The organism is Planktotalea arctica, assembly GCF_002105285.1.
Classification (GTDB): Bacteria; Pseudomonadota; Alphaproteobacteria; order Rhodobacterales; family Rhodobacteraceae; genus Planktotalea; species Planktotalea arctica.
Window position 1 is genome coordinate 183,138 of record NZ_MUHR01000006.1, and the last position, 15,671, is coordinate 198,808.

The following is a 15,671-nucleotide window of genomic DNA, read 5'->3' on the forward strand; positions in this document are numbered from 1 at the left end:
GGCGCGGCGGCTACGAACGTTATTTCTGCAAAGGTGGCTCGGTTTCGAACTCGGGCCAAATGCCGGGGCTGGTCGGCAAGCCGTCATCGAATTTTTCCAAATAATCCAGCATCATCGGGCGGTTGTCGATGAAGCCTTTGTAAGTGGCCAGTTCTTCGGGTAAATCGCGGATTACACGGTGCAGACGGCGCCCCCATTTGGGCATACTCATCAGGTCTTGAAAGTTGCACAGATAGCAGCGGATCGGGAATACCAGCGCATTGGAGCGCGGCAGACGGAAGAAGGTTTGCAATTCCACACGCAAATGCTGTTTCGAGCCGATGTTCTCCGGTGTAATTTCAGTCTTTTGCACGCCCCATTTGTGGTAGTTTTCTGGCGATGTATCGAGCAGCGGATTGACTGTCATCGTCCAGTTGAGCCGCCGCGCGGGCGCACCTTGCTGGATGTTCAAAAGGAATTTCAGAGCGCGCACAAAGATGCCCTTTTCATGTGCCAGCGGCACAGGCGCGTGCCACTCAAAGAAGTTCATGCCGATGTCGAAATCCAGCGACCAATCGGCCTGCGTGGTGATCATGCCTGCGTCCATCCACAAGTTGTCATCGCGCTGGTCCAGAACGGCGAAATCGCCTTGCGCTTGGCGGGTGATGTATTCCATTGGACCATAGGGCAGGGTGGCTGCGTCAAGGAAAGTGAAGCTGTCATCAATGCCCATGGGCTTGTTGATCCAGCGCCATTGATCGCCATTGCGGTGCAACTCGAACAGGTCGGGATAGTCCTCGGATTTGGAGACCATGATCAGTTCCAGTAAATCCCAGCCCGCCAGCGTCATATGCGGCAGGGACTGGCAGCGCAGGGGATCATCGTCCAGCACCATCGCGCGGTCGCGCATTTCGGCGAGGTAGTGTTCATCCACGTCAAAGCGTTTTTCGTAGATCGAGCCTTTCGGTCCACCGCGATGCTGCTCCATGTTCACGGAGTACATGTAGCTGTCCTCATGGAACGGAAAGGGGAAGCGCTGGATCGCCCAATCGGAGTTCTTGAACGAGTAATCGCCGCGAAAGGTTTCATCGTTGAATTGTATTGTCATGTTTTGGTCCCCCCCTATCGGTCCAGCACGAGGGTCTTACCCTCGAACCGGCTCACGCAGGGCATGATTTTCTCGCCAGAGGCATGTTCATCGTCCTCCAGCCAATGATCGCGGTGGATAAAGGCACCCGCATAGTCGATCACCCGCGTCTCGCATTGCCCGCAGGCACCCCCGCGGCACAGATAGGGCGCATCAACACCGCTGCGTTCCATCGCTTCCAGCAGGCTTTCGTCCTTGCCCACTTGGATGGTCTTGTTTGAAACGGCCAGCCTCACCTCGAAAGGTTTGCCCGGTTGCGGCGCGAGGAATTCCTCGTAGTGCACCGCCTCGCGCGGCCAGCCGAGTTTTTCAGCCGTGGCGCGCACCCAAGTGATCATCCCCTTGGGACCGCACACATAAACATGCGTGCCAATGGGTTGCCCGTTCAGCAGGTTCTCAAGCGCGATCACCTGCTTTTCATCGTCATAATAGACATGCGCCTCAAAGGGGTGCGCGGCGGTGAGTTCATCGACGTAAGAGCCAAGCGCCGCGTTGCGGCAGGCATAGTGCAACTCCCACGCATCGCCCAAGCGCTCGCATTGTTTGATCTGGCTGAGGAAGGGCGTGATGCCGATACCGCCTGCTAGGAACAGATGTTTTTTGGCCCGCAAATCGAGGCTGAACAGGTTCACAGGATAGCTGATAACCATTTCATCGCCAACACTGACCTTATTGTGCATGAAGAGCGAGCCGCCACGCCCCTCGTCATCACGGCGCACGGAAATTGTGTAGGCGCTTTGATCCATCGGATCGGACATGAGCGAGTAGGGGTTCAGGCGGGTAATATCGCCGTCCTTCATTTCAACAACCGTATGCGCGCCGCCCGAAAACGTTGGCAGAAGGCCACCATCTCTGCGCTCGAACTTGAAGCGTTTGACAAGCGCGTTCACGGGAACAATTTCGGTAACGGTGACGTCGATTTTCTCTGCGCCGCTCATGGGTATATCCCCTTCGATGGAGGGACATTTCCGGGATCTTCCGCGTCAACGCAGACACCCTGATAGGCCGCATAGCGGCGCGAATAGTGATCGCGCACGAATAGGTTTAACCCGCAGTGCGAACACACAAACGGGTCAATCGCCACGTCCTCGGTGAAGCCCTTGCAATGCACGCATTGCATGCGGCGCGCGGTAGAACCGCGATGCTCGGTCTGGATTGCGGTATGGGGAATACCTGCATTGGTGCACTCCAGCATGGCTTGGCCCATCAGGCTTTCGGTGCCGGACAGGTAGACCTGCGTGCTCATCTTCGCGCCGAGCAACACGCGCTGGATGCGCGTGACAGAGGCGGCGTAGGACGGGCCGTCATAGAATTGGGCGGGGTTCAACGCGCGCAGTCGTTTCGCATAGTCCGTGCCTTTGGGGATAAAGATGATATGCGCGCTTTCCATCATTTCAGGCGTCGCAACATCCAATATCGCTTCTGCGCCCTCGGCGTCGGCGATCATCAGGTGATGAAGGCCTCTGCGCGGCTCCAGCGTGCCCCAGACGGGGCGGCTCAGGATGGATTTTGGAAATTCGAATTTCGACATGGAAAACCCTGCGGTGTAAGTCATGGGGCGCATGTCTGTGCTTTGCGCCCCGTTATTGATCGATCAACCCTTGGCGGTGCGGATTGACTTGTCCTTGTCATAAAACGGCATTTCTTCGGCTGTCGCCGCGAGTTCCGTGCCATCAGGCTGTACCACCGTTAGCTTGGTGCCGGCCTTTGCCACCTCTGGCGAGAGGCGCGCAATGGCGACGGAATAATCGTTCAAATCTGACGAGAGACCATAGGTAATCACGCCCACATCCTTGCCGCCTTGCATCACGCGGGCAAACATTTCCATCTGCTCCATGCTGTCGGACAATTGAACGCCGTAAATCTTGAAGCGCTCTTTGCCCTTGGTCGCATAATGGTTCTCTGCGCCAATAAATCCGATTTTGTCGGGCGAGACCGTAAAGTCGAGGCCAAGCTCCCAAAGCGTGTCGCCGCAGGGTTCGTCGTCGAAGGGGAAGGTCTCGGAGTTATCGCCGGGGTAGAACAGCAGATAGCTCTCGATGCGCAGCATATCGAGGGTGGAGAACTGGACAGGGCGCACGCCCATGTCCTTGCCTGCCTCTAAAATGCTGTCCCAAAGATGCACGGCATCCTTGGCGCGGCAGAAGATTTCATAGCCCCGCTCGCCGGTATAGCCCGTGCGCGAGATCATCACGTCGCGGCCATAAAGGCGTGTTTGCATCAACCCGAAATAGGCCAGATCGCGAATGCCGGGGATTTCTTTGGCGAGCAGATCGACAGAGACCGGACCTTGCAGCGACATATCGTGCAGATCGTCGTCCATCAGAACTGTGCAGTTCTTGGCCGCTGCGACGGAGGTCAACTGCTCCATGCCCGTACCGGTGCCATGCACAACCAGCCATGAATTCACCGCGAGGTGATATATGATGCAATCATCGATGAACTTGCCATCTGCGTTCAAAATGGACGCGTATGTCGAGCGCCCCGGCGCGATCTTCTCGACATTGCGCGTCGTCACGCGGTCGATGACATAGGCAGCGTCCGGTCCGGTGACATGCACTTTTTTGAGGCCAGAGACGTCCATGAGGCCAGCCTTGGTGCGCACGGCTTCATAATCGGCCTTCGCGCGCTCGGGGGTATGATCGTAGAACCAAGCGGTTCCCATGCCGTTCCAGTCCTCAAGCTCGCCGCCGATTGCTGCGTGGCGCTGCGCCAGTGCCGAATGTCTCCAAATGATCGCCATCGGATTCCCCTGTTTGTTGTAGTGAGTCTTGTTGAGCTTATTCAGCCCGACCGCGTTTCAAAAAGCAACATTCTTGTGAAACTTTTTTTCCTGTCAGGTGGTGAAGCCAAAAAAGGGGGGAGCCAATCGCGGCTCCCCCCCCCTCGTGTGTCTTCGCAGACTTAACTGTCGAACTTTTTGGTCTTTGCCGCTTCGGTGCGCCCTCCGATCACCAGCACTGCGATGCAGACGACGATCGCAAGAAAGGTCGTGATCCCGGGCAATGCGGTGCCCCAGCCGATGAACATGGCACCGTCCACGACATCCCAAGAGGCTTCAGAATATGGAAACATGTGTTTCTCCTTAGTGTTTGATTATTCAGCAGGTGTAATGGGCGCGTCCGCACCCCATTCAGGATAGCTCTCGGCGGGAACCTTCACATGATCCATGCCGGCAAGTTCGGCGCCTTTGGGAATACGCAACATGCCAAGCATCTTGAGGATGTAGGACACGATGTAGCCCGGAACGAAACCGCACAGAAAGAAGACGACAGCGCCGATGATTTGACCCATCAGATTGATCGTCGGCGTGTCGCCTGCCGCGCCTTGAAGGGCAGGATAGCCCGATGCCCAGACACCCAGCATCACCACGCCATAAAGACCGATGGTGCCATGAACTGTTACCGCGCCCACCGCATCGTCGATGCCGCGCCGTTCCAGCCAATCTGCGCAGGGCTTCAGGATAAGACCCGCAGAGAATGCAATCAGGAACGCATGGGCAGGGAAGTAGATATCAAGGCCGGACGCGACCGAGATGATCCCGGCAAGCGCGCCAGACATCATCCAGAACGGATCGCGCGTTAACAGCCATGCTCCGATGATACCGCCTGCGATTGCCATAAGGATGTTGAACGACAGGGCCGATAGGGTGATGGGCGTGCCGTAGATCGTGGAAGGTTTATCGGCGAACCAGCTCCAGGCTTCGCCCGGAACGATCACACAGGCCATGAGGAAGCCCCAGAAACCGACGATGATCAGCATCAGGCCTGTGACTGTCAGTGGCATGTTGTGGCCCGGTATATGGTTGGCCGAGCCGTCCGCGTTGAACTTGCCGATCCTTGGTCCGAGGTTGATCAAGACACCCAGCGCAAAGAAACCAGCGACCGCGTGCACAAGTCCTGCCGCGCCAAAGTCATGTACGCCAAACTTGGTGACCAGCCAGCCATCTGCGTGCCAGCCCCACGCCGCCGCAACGACCCAAGCGAAAGAGCCAAGAACGATTGCGAGGACGATGAAACCGACGGTCTGGATGCGCTCGATGACTGCACCGGACATGATGGAGGCGGTCGTCGCTGCGAAAAGGGCGAACGCGCCAAAGAACACGCCGGAGGCTTGATCCGCAATATTCGGACCCATGTACTGGGCGCTCTCGCCCCAGCCAAGCGCGATCGAGCTGGCGTAAGCTGCGCCGGAGATGCCAGCGGGGCCTTCGGAGAAGGTGAGGCCAGTTGGAAAACCCCAATAGACCCACCAGCCAAAGAAATAAAAGGTCGGGATCATGAACGCGAAGGCGAGAATGTTCTTAACGCCGGAGCTTAGTACGTTTTTCATGCGCGATGCGCCCATTTCATAGGCAAGAAATCCCGCGTGGATGATGATCATCAGCGGGATTGTCAGATAGTAAAAAGTCTCGGCAAACATCGCGTTGGTGATTTTCGCACCCACGCTTGCCGCCTCTAGCTCTGCCACTTTGGCCACGAGCGCTGCGATTTGTTCTTCCACGGTAGTCCCTCCGGTTGTCGTTTTTTAGCGTGCTCAGGTCGTGTTTCGCCCGGCCCTGAGGGCGACAAAAACATGAGTCGTGGATTTTCCCAAGTATTTTTTGCCTTAAGTGAAAAAAAGTTTCCTAACAGTTGAGCGTGAAATTTTTTGGTGCTAGCGTCTGAGTCGAGCGCCGTCAGTGCAGCGGTGAATTTTTGAGGATATTGATATGTGCGGAATTGTCGGGCTTTTCCTGAAGGACAAAAGTCTTGAACCGGAGTTGGGCAAAATGCTCACATCTATGCTCATCACGATGACGGATCGCGGTCCTGATAGCGCCGGCATTGCGATCTACGGCGCTGAAACCGAGGGACGCTCGAAGATGACGATCCAGTCGGATCAGCCCGATCTGGACTTCGCGGGCCTCGATAGCGCATTGGGCGAAACGCTGGGCGGCTCTGTGTCGATGAAGGTTCTAAGCACCCACGCGGTTCTGTCCATTCCAGCGGGATCGTTTGAGCGCGCGCGTGCGCTGCTCGGCGATCTGCGCCCGAACGTGCGCATTATGAGCCGGGGTGATACGCTTGAAATCTATAAAGAAGTCGGTCTGCCCAAGGATGTTGCCGCGCGCTTTAATGTTTCGGAAATGTCCGGCACGCATGGCATTGGTCATACGCGTATGGCCACGGAATCGGCCGTGACAACGATGGGCGCGCATCCGTTCAACACAGGCGATGATCAGTGCTTGGTGCACAACGGCTCGCTCTCCAATCATAATTCGCTGCGCCGTAAGCTGCGCCGCGAGGGCATTCATATCGAGACCGAGAACGACACGGAGGTGGGCGCGGCCTACCTGACGTGGAAAATGCGCGAGGGGGCAAGCCTTGGCGAAGCGCTGGAAAGTGCGCTGGATGATCTGGACGGGTTCTTTACTTTCCTTGTGGGGACCAAGGACGGCTTTGGCGTCGTGCGGGATCCCATCGCCTGCAAGCCTGCGGTAATGGCCGAAACCGATCAATATGTCGCCTTTGGCTCGGAGTACCGCGCGCTCGTAGATCTGCCGGGCATCGAGAGCGCCCGCGTCTGGGAGCCAGAGCCGGCAACCGTCTATTTCTGGAGCCATAACGCGTCCCCTACGCACAAAGAGAAAGCAGCATAAATGCAGACAGTTGACCTACAAGAATTGGGCCTGCGCGGTGTGAATGCTGCGCTGCACGCCCAAGCCGCTGATACGAACCAGACCGTATGGACGATCGAGAACGCGAAGGGCTCGCACGCGATTGCCTGTGGCCTTGATGCGCCGATCGAAGTCACTGTTAAAGGATCGACTGGCTATTATTGCGGCGGGATGAATCAGCAGGCGACGATCAACATTCACGGCTCTGCGGGGCCGGGAACGGGCGAAAACATGATGTCCGGCAAGATCATTATTGAAGGCGACGCGAGCCAGTATCTTGGCGCGACAGCCCATGGCGGGATGATTGTGGTCAAGGGAAATGCCTCCTCGCGCTGCGGCATTTCGATGAAGGGCGTGAACATCGTGGTTCAGGGCAACATCGGCCATATGTCCGCTTTCATGGGCCAGTCCGGCAATCTGGTGGTTTGCGGCGATGCAGGCGACGCGCTGGGCGATAGCTGTTACGAGGCACGCTTTTTCGTGCGCGGCGAGGTGAAAAGCCTTGGCGCGGATTGCGAGAAAAAGGAAATGCGCGAAGAGCATCTGACATTGCTGCAAGGCCTGCTGGATGAGGCGGGTTTTGATTTCAAAGCGGAAGAGTTCACGCGCTATGGCTCCGCCCGCAACCTCTATAATTTCGACGTCGATAATGCTGGCGCTTATTAAGGATACCACTGATGAAATCACATGACGATAAAGGTATCCCGCACACGTCACCGCGACAGTCTGCGACCTTCACACAAGACGTAAATTCCGACATCCGCCGCGCGGCAGCGACGGGCATCTATGATATTCGGGGCGGCGGTGCGAAACGCAAGGTGCCCAGCTTTGACGACCTTTTGTTCATGGGCGCGTCCATCTCTCGCTACCCGCTGGAGGGGTATCGCGAGAAATGCGAGACCTCCGTGACCATCGGTGGCCTGCACGCTGAAAACCCCATTCATCTGGATATCCCGATCACAATTGCGGGCATGTCGTTCGGTGCCTTGTCCGGTCCTGCGAAAGAGGCGCTTGGTCGCGGTGCTTCTGCCGCTGGCACGTCCACTACGACAGGCGATGGCGGCATGACGCCAGAAGAACGTGGCCATTCCAACAAGCTGGTCTATCAATATCTGCCCTCGCGCTACGGGATGAATCCTGATGATTTGCGCAAAGCCGATGCGATTGAAATCGTGGTTGGTCAAGGTGCGAAACCCGGCGGTGGCGGCATGTTGCTGGGCCAGAAAATCTCGGATCGCGTCGCGCATATGCGTAATCTTCCTAAAGGGATCGACCAGCGCTCTGCCTGTCGTCACCCTGATTGGACGGGGCCGGATGATCTTGAGATCAAGATTTTGGAGCTGCGCGAAATCACCGGTTGGAAAGTGCCGATCTACGTGAAAGTCGCGGGCGCGCGCCCATATTACGACACGACCCTCGCAATCAAAGCGGGCGCGGATGCGGTCGTGCTGGACGGGATGCAAGGCGGCACAGCCGCGACGCAGGATGTGTTCATCGAACATGTGGGCCAGCCGACATTGGCTATCGTGCGTCCTGCGGTTCAGGCGCTGCAAGACCTTGGCATGCACCGCAAAGTGCAACTGATCCTCTCGGGCGGCATCCGCTCTGGCGCGGATGTGGCAAAAGCCATGGCGCTGGGGGCTGATGCGGTTGCGATTGGCACGGCGGCGCTGATCGCGCTTGGGGATAATGACCCCAAGTGGGAGGCGGAGTATAACGCGCTTGGCACCACAGCGGGCGCTTATGATGACTGGCACGAGGGCAAGGACCCCGCGGGCATTACAACGCAAGATCCCGAGTTGATGAAGCGGTTTGACCCGATCGAGGGGGGGCGCCGACTCAAGAACTACCTCAAGGTGATGACGCTGGAGGCGCAAACGATCGCGCGGGCCTGCGGCAAGAACCACCTGCACAATCTGGAGCCTGAGGACCTCGTCGCGCTGACGATGGAAGCGGCGGCGATGGCGAAGGTGCCGCTTGCCGGGACCGACTGGTATCCGGGCAAGCCCGGCACAGGTTTCTAGTACTTCTACCAAAGGCGCGGCCAACAACGGCACGCGCCTTTTTGTTATAAAATAAGACGACAGGGACGAAAAAAATGACAGTTGATCTGGCAAAATTTGCCGAAGAGAACGGCGTAAAATACTTCATGATCTCTTTCACCGATCTGTTCGGTGGACAGCGCGCCAAACTGGTGCCTGCGCGCGCGATTGCGGATATGCAGGAGGACGGCGCAGGATTTGCAGGTTTCGCCACATGGCTCGATCTCACGCCTGCGCATCCTGATATGTTGGCTGTGCCGGACCCCGAAGCGGTGATTATTCTACCCTGGAACAAGGAAATCGCATGGGTGCCCGCAGATTGCGTGATGGAGGGCCAGCCTGTGGAGCAAGCCCCGCGCAACGTGCTGCGTAAACTGATCGCAGAGGCTGCCGCAGAGGGCATGCACGTCAAAACGGGGATCGAGGCGGAGTTCTTTTTGCTCACGCCCGAGGGCACGCAGATCAGCGATCCCTATGATACGGCGGCCAAGCCGTGCTATGACCAGCAAGCCTTCATGCGCCGCCTCGATGTGATCCGCGAGATTTCCGATTACATGTTGGAAATGGAGTGGGGTGCCTATCAGAACGACCACGAGGATGCGAACGGGCAGTGGGAAATGAACTGGGATTTCGATGATGCTTTGAAGACGGCGGACAAGCATAGCTTTTTCAAGTTCATGACAAAATGCGTCGCTGAAAAGCACGGCTATCGCGCGACATTCATGCCCAAACCTATCGAGGGCCTCACGGGAAACGGTTGCCACGCGCATGTTTCCGTCTGGGACGCGCCGGGCAAAGCGGCCAAGACCAACGTCTTCGCGATGGAGGCCAATAGCAGCAACCAAACCGCAGAACTGGGCTTGTCCGAAAAGGGGCGTCACTTCCTTGGCGGTATTATGAAACACGCGTCTGCGCTGGCGGCGATCACCAATCCGACAGTGAACAGCTACAAGCGCATTAATGCGCCGCGCACCATGTCGGGGGCGACTTGGGCACCCAATACTGTGACGTGGACGGGCAACAACCGCACCCATATGGTGCGCGTTCCGGGGCCGGGGCGTTTCGAGCTCCGTTTGCCCGACGGGGCGGTGAACCCGTATTTGCTGCAAGCGGTGATCATCGCGGCGGGTCTGTCGGGCGTGCGCTCAAAGGCGGATCCGGGCCAGCGTCATGATATTGATATGTATGCTGAGGGTCACACGGTGACGGGGGCGCCTTTGCTGCCGCTCAATATGCTGGATGCCTTGCGCGCGTATGACAAGGACGAGGGCCTCAAGGCGGCGATGGGCGCGGATTTCTCGCGCAGCTACCTCAAGATGAAGATGCAAGAATGGGATTCCTTCGTCTCGTATTTCTCCGAGTGGGAACGCGCGAATACGCTGGATATCTAGGCCAAAGGGGAGAGCGTGATATCACGCCCCCCGCCCTTAGTGCCTTAATCGTAGGCGGCATCGACGATGAACTCGACCTTTAGCTCGGCGCGGGCCAGTTTGGCTTCGCCGCAGGCACGCGCGGGGGCGTGGCCGCTGGGAATCCATTCGTTCCAGACCTCGTTCAGGCCTGCAAAATCCTTCATATCCGCAAGCCAGATCGTTACGCGCAGCATGTTTTCGCGTGATGAGCCTGCTTGCAAAAGCAGCGCGTCAATCTTGCTCAGGCATGTGCGCACCTGATCCTGGATCGTCTCGCCCTCGGCCACTTGGCCGGTGAGGTAAGCGACGCCATTGTGCTTGACGATCTTCGAGGAGCGCTCGCCGGTGTCTATACGTTCGATCATGTGTAGTCCTTTCTGGGTGAATCGGTATGGGCTGTTTGTCGCGGTGTTCATGGGGCGTATCAAACCCGCGCGGGCACGGCCAATTGTTTCGAATACTTTCATAAAGGGAAATTTTGTTGACTTAAGGTAAATAGTTTTGATTGAATGAAACCGGAGAGTTTCAGGTTCGAGGAGAGCATTACATGACCAAACGCATCGCCATTATCGGAGCCGGGCCATCGGGCCTCGCGCAACTGCGCGCCTTTCAGTCGGCCAAGGAAAAAGGTTCTGATATCCCTGAAATCGTCTGCTTTGAAAAGCAGGCCAACTGGGGTGGTTTGTGGAACTACACATGGCGCACGGGATTGGATCAATATGGCGAACCTGTACATGGCTCCATGTATCGCTATCTGTGGTCCAACGGTCCCAAGGAGGGTCTGGAATTCGCCGATTATTCCTTTGAGGAGCATTTCGGCAAGCAGATCGCATCCTACCCGCCGCGCGCAGTGCTGTTCGATTACATCGAGGGCCGCGTCAAGAAGGCGGGCGTGCGCGATCTGATCCGTTTCGAGACTGCCGTGCGCTGGATTGAAAAAAGCGGTGCAGGCTTTGACGTAACCGTCTGCGATTTGCCGAATGATCGCACCTATACGGAGCATTTCGATCAGGTGATCGTTGCCTCCGGCCACTTCAGCACGCCCAATGTGCCGCATTTCGATGGTTTCGACAGCTTCAAGGGCCGTGTATTGCATGCCCATGACTTCCGCGACGCGATGGAATTCGCGGGCAAGGATATCCTGATTGTTGGAACTTCTTATTCTGCAGAGGACATCGGCTCGCAGCTTTGGAAATACGGAGCCAAGAGCATCACAGTGAGCCACCGCACCGCGCCCATGGGCTACAAATGGCCGGACAATTGGAAAGAAGTGCCGCTGTTGATGAAGGTGGAAGGCCACACAGCCCAGTTCAAGGATGGTAGCACGGCGGATGTCGATGCGGTGATCCTGTGCACAGGATATAAACACCACTTTCCCTTCCTGCCCGATGACTTGCGCCTGACAACGCCGAATGTGCTGGCGAGCAATGACCTGTACAAAGGAACAACCTTTGTGCATGAACCGGGGCTGTTCTATCTTGGCATGCAGGATCAGTGGTTCACCTTCAACATGTTCGACGCGCAGGCCTGGTGGGTGCGCGATGTGATTTTAGAGCGGATCGCCCTGCCGGATCACGCGGCGATGGTGGCCGATGTCGCGGCGCGCCAAGCAGCAGAGGCGGCGCTGGAGGATGACTACGCCTGCATCTGGTATCAGGGCGATTACACCAAAGAGCTGATCGAGGAGACGGACTATCCCAGCTTTGATGTGGAGGGGGCGTGCCAAGCCTTCAAAGCGTGGAAGGGCCATAAGATGAGAGATATTATGACGTTCCGCGACAATGCCTATGCCTCGGTCATAACGGGCACGATGGCGCCGTTGCATCATACGCCTTGGAAAGACGCGCTTGATGATAGTCTGGACGTCTATTTGCAGAATTAAGCGCAAGGGCGGGGGCCGGCCCCCCGTCGATCACAGATCGACAATGAGGTATGAAGGGGGGCCGGCCCCCCGTCGATCAAAGATCGACTCCCCCCCGGAGTTTATCGGGCAAGATGAAGTCAAGGGCGGCGTGTGGCTGTGTCTTCCCAATCTGCAACGTTGTTGACCAAAAGATCGGCGACGTGGCGGAATGCCCTGTGCAAGCGATCCGCGTTCGGGCCAGTGTGGCCCTTATCGGCGAGGGCTTGGTGCATCAGCGCGACCCAGGTGTCGGCGTCGATCTGCCTGATAGGCACATGCGCGTGCATGAGTTTGACGTCCATATGACCATGTTTTTCCTTGTAGTGGTGCCGCCCGCCCATAAAGCCACAGAGGAAATTGAATTGCTCGACGCGCGCATGTGCAAGCCCGTGGCCGCGCGCATGCAGACGGCGCAGGTTCGATCCCTCGGGCAGGGTTTCGACGAGGTCGTAGAAATGCTCGACCAGATCGCGCAGACGGCTTTCGCCGCCGATATCGTCGAGCATGCTCATGATTGGCAAGCGGAGGAGGGCGTTTGATTTTTTGATTGAGCGGAGCGCAGGAAAATCAAGCTTTTGCCAGGGCCCGCCTTGTCTTTCAAGGACAGGCTGAGCGCAGCGTATGGCGTGCAGAACTGCCTTTGATCAAAGCTGTCGGGATGGTTGACGGCCGGGTCGGTGCCCTCTGACTTGGACGCCGCGAAACATACGCGAAGCTGCGCGCTTAATCGGGCCATGGTATCGGCGGCATGATCCGCGCGATGCTCAAAGCCGATGTAGCAATGGGCGGCGCGCGCTGCGCCGCTTTGCAGGGCGGTGCCGCAGGTTGCAGGTTTCAACGTCACCTCTTCGAGATAGGATTGAAGGCCCGCCAAGTCGCTGAGACGCGATGCAAGGGCGGTGCAGCGTTCGCTGGATTTCGTAGCCTGCGCGCTGGCCATGTTTGCAAGGAGGAGCAGGGCGCAAGCTGCGAGGACATGTTTCATGAACGCGGGCGGGTCTTCTTGGGATCATAGGCGGCGGTGGCCTCAGTGATCACCGCAGGCAGACGCTTTTGATGACCATCGAGCTTGCCGATCTCCAGCTGCGTGCCGGGCGCGGAATGCGCCACGTCCACGCGCGCAAGGGCGATGTTTTTGCCCAGCAGCGGCGAGCGCATCGAAGATGTGACTTCGCCAATCTGTGCGCGCCCCACATGGATGCAATCGCCGTGCGATACATCGACGTTGCTGTCGATTTCCAGCCCGACCAGTTTGCGCGCAGGGGTTTCCTTGCGCCGGATTAGCGCATCGCGGCCGATGAAATCATCGGTCTTGGATTTGAGCGGAACGGTAAAGCCGATACCCGCCTCGAACGGGTCGGTCTGATCGGAAAAATCGTAATCGGCAAAGATCAACCCTGCCTCGATGCGCACCATATCCAGTGCCTCAAGGCCCATGGGTTTGATGCCATGCGCTTGGCCTGCGTCCCAGATCGCTTGCCAAATCTCGGCGCAATCCTTGGGGTGGCACATCACCTCATAACCAAGCTCGCCCGTGTAGCCCGTGCGCGAAACGATGAAAGGCGTGCCGCTTTCATCATGCAGGCGCGCGGGAGTGAAGCGGAACCACTCGAGTTGCTCGAATTCGGGATTGTGCGGCGCAGTCCAGACCAGTTTCTTCAGCAGATCGCGGCTCTCGGGACCTTGCACTGCCACGTTGTGCAATTGGTCGGAAGAGGAGCGCACCATGGCCTTGAGGCCCAGTTTCTCCGCCTGCTCGCGCAGCCATTCCCCGCCGTAATCATTCCCGCCGATCCAGCGGAAATTATCGCGTCCAAGTCGGAACACAGTGCCATCGTCGATCATCCCGCCGTGCGCGTAACACATGGCCGTATAGACCACGCCGCCAATCGCCAACGTCTTCATATTGCGGGTGAACACGTATTGGCACAGGGCCTCGGCATCGGGGCCGGTGATCTCGAATTTGCGCAGAGGCGAGAGGTCCATGATGACGCATTTCTGGCGGCACGCATGATATTCCTCGATCGGGCCAGCAGCTGCAAAGCAATTGGCTAGCCAGTATCCGTTGTATTCAACAAAATTGCGTGTGTGCTTGGCAAAGCTGTCGTGAAAGCCGGTCTGTTTGGTCATCTTGTATTCCGCATCTGGGGTTGGGCGATACGCGAGCGAGCGTTGAAACGTCTCTTTGCCAGAGTATGTGCGCACATGGATATCTGTGGGGTTCCAGCCGTTCGCGGCGCTGGTATCGTCGGGGCAGGCAGAGCTGACGCAGACGATATCCGTCAGCGCGCGCAATAGAACGTAATCGCCGGGGCGTGACCAGGGTTCATCCGCATACATTACGCCGTGATCGTCCAGCGAGGTGTTGAAGAAGAAGTTGATCGCCATCCAGCCTTTGCGCGCGGCAATATTGTACTGGCTCAGCGCCGCGTTGAAATTATCCGAGCAATTCACATGCCCCGGATAGCCGATGTCATCGTAGTATTTCGCAGAGCAGGCTAGCGCGAAGGCATCATGTCGCCCGCAGGTATCCTGCACGACCTCGACCAGCGGTACCATTTCCTGATCGTAGTATTTTGCGTGCAGCCCCGGCATCGGGTAGGCGTGCCCCATCAGCGTGCGCGTGGTTGTCACGTCCAGCGCGTGCTCGATCCCCTTGTCGAGTTTGCGCGCAGAGAAACATTCAAAATCCGTGCACTGACGGCCATCCACGTCAATGATCTGGATGTAATCTCCTGCTTTGACGAAATAGGCTTCTGCGGTTTGCGTGTGCACGCGAATGTCTGCCAATGGGTTGGCCAGCGGCGTTGGCAACTCGAAGCGCACATGCTGGTTCAGCTTGGAGCGCGTCACCATCACCGTGAGTGGTGTGGCGGTGTTCTGCGCCTCGAAATCCATTGGGCCGCCGGGGGCGGCGATGATCACTGTGCCCTCGGCATTGGCGGTGAAGCTTTCTTGCGTGCCCGCAGGCGTAGCAGCGCCAAACAAGGTAATCGCCCCAGTTTGAGCGAGGTCGATACCGCGCGCCTCAATCCCCATGCGCAGACCGCGCAAGGACTGATCAGAGCTGGTGAGCAGCGCTTTGAGGCCATCCGCCGAGGCGCTGCTGCTTTGGCCTAAAATCTCTGGCGAGAGGCGGCCCAATTTATTGACGGCGACAATCTCGCAGGGCTGGCCACCTTCGTCATTGGTGATCGCAATCCTGTCGCCCGCGTGGATAGGAACCAAGATTGCACCCGCGCCCTCGACCACATAGCGTTCGCTGCCGGGCGGCAACGAAAAGATATTGGGCTGAATAATTGTGCTGGGTCTTGGCGGTCCCGGTCTTACCTGAGGATAGTCATCAAGCATCATCATCTCCCTTGGTGATCTTTCAAATCAACCACCAATTTGCATCTGTGGAATAATTGTTTAATTAAAAGAATAATCGTAAAGCTGCAGAGTCGGCAAATGAAATCGGAGCCTTTGATTGAGTAATTCACGGATCACTGCCGGCAGCGGCCTGCGCGTCAAACGTTTTTCGGGCGGT

15 protein-coding genes are annotated in these 15,671 nt (G+C 57.5%); 5 read left to right on the top strand and 10 right to left on the bottom strand.

Features of this window, described 5'->3' with window-relative positions:
- Positions 1-19 precede the first annotated feature (19 nt).
- The 6 genes from B9P63_RS08170 to B9P63_RS08190 all read right to left on the bottom strand — a co-directional run bounded on the left by B9P63_RS08170 (position 20) and on the right by B9P63_RS08190 (position 5,629).
- Entirely contained in the window at positions 20-1,087 is a 1,068-nt protein-coding gene (locus B9P63_RS08170; RefSeq protein WP_085308062.1) for a heme-dependent oxidative N-demethylase family protein, read from the bottom strand.
- Positions 1,088-1,101: 14 nt separating this feature from the next.
- Positions 1,102-2,064, bottom strand: coding sequence for a PDR/VanB family oxidoreductase (locus tag B9P63_RS08175; protein WP_085308063.1), 963 nt, complete (start codon positions 2,062-2,064; stop codon positions 1,102-1,104).
- Positions 2,061-2,657, bottom strand: coding sequence for a dimethylamine monooxygenase subunit DmmA family protein (locus B9P63_RS08180; protein ID WP_085308064.1), 597 nt, complete (start codon positions 2,655-2,657; stop codon positions 2,061-2,063). The genes B9P63_RS08175 and B9P63_RS08180 overlap by 4 nt, the downstream gene beginning before the upstream one ends.
- Before the next feature lie 63 nt (positions 2,658-2,720).
- Positions 2,721-3,869, bottom strand: a complete 1,149-nt coding sequence (locus B9P63_RS08185; protein ID WP_085308065.1) for an aminomethyl transferase family protein — start codon at positions 3,867-3,869, stop codon at positions 2,721-2,723.
- 161 nt (positions 3,870-4,030) lie between these two features.
- Positions 4,031-4,201, bottom strand: a complete 171-nt coding sequence (locus B9P63_RS19165; protein WP_176219124.1) for a hypothetical protein — start codon at positions 4,199-4,201, stop codon at positions 4,031-4,033.
- Between the two features lie 21 nt (positions 4,202-4,222).
- Entirely contained in the window at positions 4,223-5,629 is a 1,407-nt protein-coding gene (locus tag B9P63_RS08190; protein ID WP_085308066.1) for an ammonium transporter, read from the bottom strand.
- A 208-nt stretch (positions 5,630-5,837) separates the two neighbouring features.
- On the opposite strand from B9P63_RS08190, the gene B9P63_RS08195 reads away from it, so the two are divergent.
- The 4 genes from B9P63_RS08195 (at position 5,838) to glnT (ending at position 10,218) form a co-directional block, all read left to right on the top strand.
- A complete protein-coding gene (locus B9P63_RS08195) occupies positions 5,838-6,767 on the top strand; it encodes a class II glutamine amidotransferase (protein ID WP_085308067.1) in 930 nt (309 codons plus the stop codon).
- Entirely contained in the window at positions 6,768-7,451 is a 684-nt protein-coding gene (locus B9P63_RS08200) for a GltB/FmdC/FwdC-like GXGXG domain-containing protein (protein ID WP_085308068.1), read from the top strand.
- Positions 7,452-7,462: 11 nt separating this feature from the next.
- Positions 7,463-8,809, top strand: a complete 1,347-nt coding sequence (locus tag B9P63_RS08205) for an FMN-binding glutamate synthase family protein (protein WP_085308069.1) — start codon at positions 7,463-7,465, stop codon at positions 8,807-8,809.
- Positions 8,810-8,883: 74 nt separating this feature from the next.
- Positions 8,884-10,218 carry a type III glutamate--ammonia ligase gene (glnT, locus tag B9P63_RS08210; protein ID WP_085308070.1) on the top strand — a complete coding sequence of 445 codons (1,335 nt, stop codon included), beginning with the start codon at positions 8,884-8,886 and terminating at the stop codon, positions 10,216-10,218.
- Between the two features lie 44 nt (positions 10,219-10,262).
- On the opposite strand, the gene B9P63_RS08215 is transcribed toward glnT, so the two are convergent.
- Entirely contained in the window at positions 10,263-10,604 is a 342-nt protein-coding gene (locus B9P63_RS08215; protein ID WP_085308323.1) for a RidA family protein, read from the bottom strand.
- 182 nt (positions 10,605-10,786) lie between these two features.
- On the opposite strand from B9P63_RS08215, the gene B9P63_RS08220 reads away from it, so the two are divergent.
- Positions 10,787-12,121, top strand: a complete 1,335-nt coding sequence (locus B9P63_RS08220) for an NAD(P)-binding domain-containing protein (protein WP_085308071.1) — start codon at positions 10,787-10,789, stop codon at positions 12,119-12,121.
- 119 nt (positions 12,122-12,240) lie between these two features.
- Here the strand turns inward: B9P63_RS08220 and B9P63_RS08225 are convergent, their stop codons facing one another.
- The 3 genes from B9P63_RS08225 to B9P63_RS08235 are packed head-to-tail and all read right to left on the bottom strand — an operon-like array spanning position 12,241 to position 15,493.
- On the bottom strand, positions 12,241-12,654 hold the full coding sequence (locus tag B9P63_RS08225) for a group II truncated hemoglobin (RefSeq protein ID WP_085308072.1): 414 nt from the start codon (positions 12,652-12,654) through the stop codon (positions 12,241-12,243).
- Positions 12,651-13,127, bottom strand: a complete 477-nt coding sequence (locus tag B9P63_RS08230; protein ID WP_085308073.1) for a hypothetical protein — start codon at positions 13,125-13,127, stop codon at positions 12,651-12,653. Before B9P63_RS08230 ends, B9P63_RS08225 begins: the two co-directional genes overlap by 4 nt.
- Positions 13,124-15,493 (bottom strand): trimethylamine N-oxide demethylase, encoded by a 2,370-nt coding sequence (locus B9P63_RS08235; RefSeq protein WP_085308324.1) that lies wholly within the window; start codon positions 15,491-15,493, stop codon positions 13,124-13,126. Before B9P63_RS08235 ends, B9P63_RS08230 begins: the two co-directional genes overlap by 4 nt.
- Positions 15,494-15,671 lie beyond the last annotated feature (178 nt).

What these genes read in the sequence shown, in the direction of transcription:
- B9P63_RS08170 (WP_085308062.1), bottom strand. Translation starts at nt 1,087, where the DNA reads ATGACAATACAATTCAACGATGAAACCTTTCGCGGCGATTACTCGTTC.
- B9P63_RS08195 (WP_085308067.1), top strand. Translation starts at nt 5,838, where the DNA reads ATGTGCGGAATTGTCGGGCTTTTCCTGAAGGACAAAAGTCTTGAACCG.
- B9P63_RS19165 (WP_176219124.1), bottom strand. Translation starts at nt 4,201, where the DNA reads ATGTTTCCATATTCTGAAGCCTCTTGGGATGTCGTGGACGGTGCCATG.
- B9P63_RS08185 (WP_085308065.1), bottom strand. Translation starts at nt 3,869, where the DNA reads ATGGCGATCATTTGGAGACATTCGGCACTGGCGCAGCGCCACGCAGCA.
- glnT (WP_085308070.1), top strand. Translation starts at nt 8,884, where the DNA reads ATGACAGTTGATCTGGCAAAATTTGCCGAAGAGAACGGCGTAAAATAC.
- B9P63_RS08235 (WP_085308324.1), bottom strand. Translation starts at nt 15,493, where the DNA reads ATGCTTGATGACTATCCTCAGGTAAGACCGGGACCGCCAAGACCCAGC.
- B9P63_RS08205 (WP_085308069.1), top strand. Translation starts at nt 7,463, where the DNA reads ATGAAATCACATGACGATAAAGGTATCCCGCACACGTCACCGCGACAG.
- B9P63_RS08175 (WP_085308063.1), bottom strand. Translation starts at nt 2,064, where the DNA reads ATGAGCGGCGCAGAGAAAATCGACGTCACCGTTACCGAAATTGTTCCC.
- B9P63_RS08180 (WP_085308064.1), bottom strand. Translation starts at nt 2,657, where the DNA reads ATGTCGAAATTCGAATTTCCAAAATCCATCCTGAGCCGCCCCGTCTGG.
- B9P63_RS08230 (WP_085308073.1), bottom strand. Translation starts at nt 13,127, where the DNA reads ATGAAACATGTCCTCGCAGCTTGCGCCCTGCTCCTCCTTGCAAACATG.
- B9P63_RS08200 (WP_085308068.1), top strand. Translation starts at nt 6,768, where the DNA reads ATGCAGACAGTTGACCTACAAGAATTGGGCCTGCGCGGTGTGAATGCT.
- B9P63_RS08215 (WP_085308323.1), bottom strand. Translation starts at nt 10,604, where the DNA reads ATGATCGAACGTATAGACACCGGCGAGCGCTCCTCGAAGATCGTCAAG.
- B9P63_RS08220 (WP_085308071.1), top strand. Translation starts at nt 10,787, where the DNA reads ATGACCAAACGCATCGCCATTATCGGAGCCGGGCCATCGGGCCTCGCG.
- B9P63_RS08225 (WP_085308072.1), bottom strand. Translation starts at nt 12,654, where the DNA reads ATGAGCATGCTCGACGATATCGGCGGCGAAAGCCGTCTGCGCGATCTG.